This is a genomic window from Maricaulis sp., from assembly GCF_030149235.1.
Taxonomy (GTDB): domain Bacteria; phylum Pseudomonadota; class Alphaproteobacteria; order Caulobacterales; family Maricaulaceae; genus Maricaulis.
On record NZ_JASBRW010000003.1, the window covers coordinates 1 to 1,761 of the forward strand.

1 protein-coding gene and 1 pseudogene are annotated in these 1,761 nt (G+C 64.2%); one reads left to right on the forward strand and one right to left on the reverse strand.

The annotated features are described in order from the left end of the window. Positions 1-1,374 (reverse strand): BamA/TamA family outer membrane protein (locus tag Q1V51_RS00250; protein WP_300551595.1); only part of this gene is annotated, 1,374 nt, incomplete at its 3' end. A 196-nt stretch (positions 1,375-1,570) separates the two neighbouring features. On the opposite strand from Q1V51_RS00250, the pseudogene Q1V51_RS00255 reads away from it, so the two are divergent. Then, positions 1,571-1,761, forward strand: a pseudogene (locus tag Q1V51_RS00255) (sodium:calcium antiporter); the annotation flags it as partial.

Consider the following 1,761-nt stretch of genomic DNA (forward strand, 5'->3'; position numbering starts at 1 on the left):
CAGGTAACGCGTGTAGACAGCGTTGATCGTGCCGCTCGAGATACTGGGCTCCAGCGTCAGGAACAGGCGGTTGCCGTCCTGCGGGTCCAGCCTGTTCTTCACCGTGTCATAAGTTCCGCTGAGCGGCGTGGAGAAGGTGACCTGGTCGATCGGGTCGGACGGGCCGGAGCGTGTCAGCTCATACTCGACCGTCCGGGTCACATCGACAAAGGCGCCGGCCGAAAGGGTGAAGTTCTTGTTGAAAGGCTGGGACAGGGTGGCGCCGGTTTTGAGACCGGAGAGGTCATAGGCGTCCGTTTCCTGCTGGCGGACCCCGGTTTCCAGATTCAGCGTCCGGCCATAGCGGCCGATATTGGGCAGTTCGTAACTGGCCGTCAGGTCACGGCTGAGATTGGCGACAGCGCCATCCACGCGCAGCGTATCGCCCCGGCCGGTGAGGTTGCGCCGCTCCCAGAAGGCGTCCACGCCTGCGCCCTCGGTCGTGGACAGGGAGGCACCGATCCCGATGGAGCGGGGTTTCGCCTCCGCCAGTTTCAGCTCCACCGGATATGTGCCATCGGTATCGGGTGCCTCGGCGATCTCGATGCCGATGCCGTCATACAGGCTGGACGAGCGAAGGCGGGTTCTCAGTGTCCGGATCTTCTCCGGCGTGTAGTAGTCGCCGGGCTCCCAGCTGCGCATGACGCGGACAGCGCGCGGGCGCACATTGGTTTCGTCCGGCAGGACCAGTTCGCCGAGTTTGACGCGCGGACCGGGGGTCAGCTTGTAGGTGACCTCCACGGTGGCGTCCTGCCGCGAAGCCAGCACGTCGATGTCCGCGCTCTCGGCGAAGGCGTAGCCGGCATCCTTCAGATGGTTCAGCAGCACCTTGTCCATCCGCTCGATGGAGCTTGTATGCGCCGGGCCGCCGATCAGCAGGCCTTTCTGCGCCTTGTCGAGTTCCGCGCGGGTCTTGTCGTCCACCTCGCCGTCATAGTCGACCGAGACCGAGGCGATGCGGAACCGCTTGCCGGGGATCACGTCGATGCGGGGTGTGCTGGTTGCGCTGTCGATCCGCCGGGGAATGGCGCTGGCGGCGAGATAGCCCTCGGAAGCGAGGAATTCCTCGACAGTTCCGGCGGCGTTGTCTGCCCGGCGGCGGGCTTCCAGCAGGGAGGCGGGCGGCGTCTTGTAGGTCTGCAGCACGGCATTGGCGCGTGCGGCGAGGCTATCCGGCAGGCCGTCGAGGGAGGCAGCCGCATACTGGTTGCCGGTCACGCCATTGCCGCGGGCGTTTCCGCCCAGAAGCGTGCATGCCGAAAGGGTGCCTGCCAGCGCGAGGCTGGCAGCACGACGGGCAAGGCCCGTACCCGTCTGGCGGGGGCGAGAAGGCATGTGTCGGCCGGCCATTGATTTAACCATGCGAGTTCTGGACCAGATTCATCGGTATTTCATGAATATGGGAGCTTGGATTGCCTGAATCCTGCATGAATTACGGTAACTTCCTGCTCGTCCGCAGCTGGCTGATGCGGAACCATTGTGCGGCGATGCCCGTAAACTATGTTCAGCTGGTTTTCCGAAAGGCCCCTTGATGGACTATCTTCTGGTGCTGGCGGGCCTTGTCCTGCTGATTTTTGGTGGCGAAGGGCTCGTGCGCGGCTCGGTGGCCGTCGCCCGAAAGCTCAACATTTCAGAGCTTGTGATCGGCCTGACCCTGGTGGGCTGCGGCACATCGATGCCCGAGCTCGTAACCAGCCTGCGCGCCATCGATACCGGCGCGGT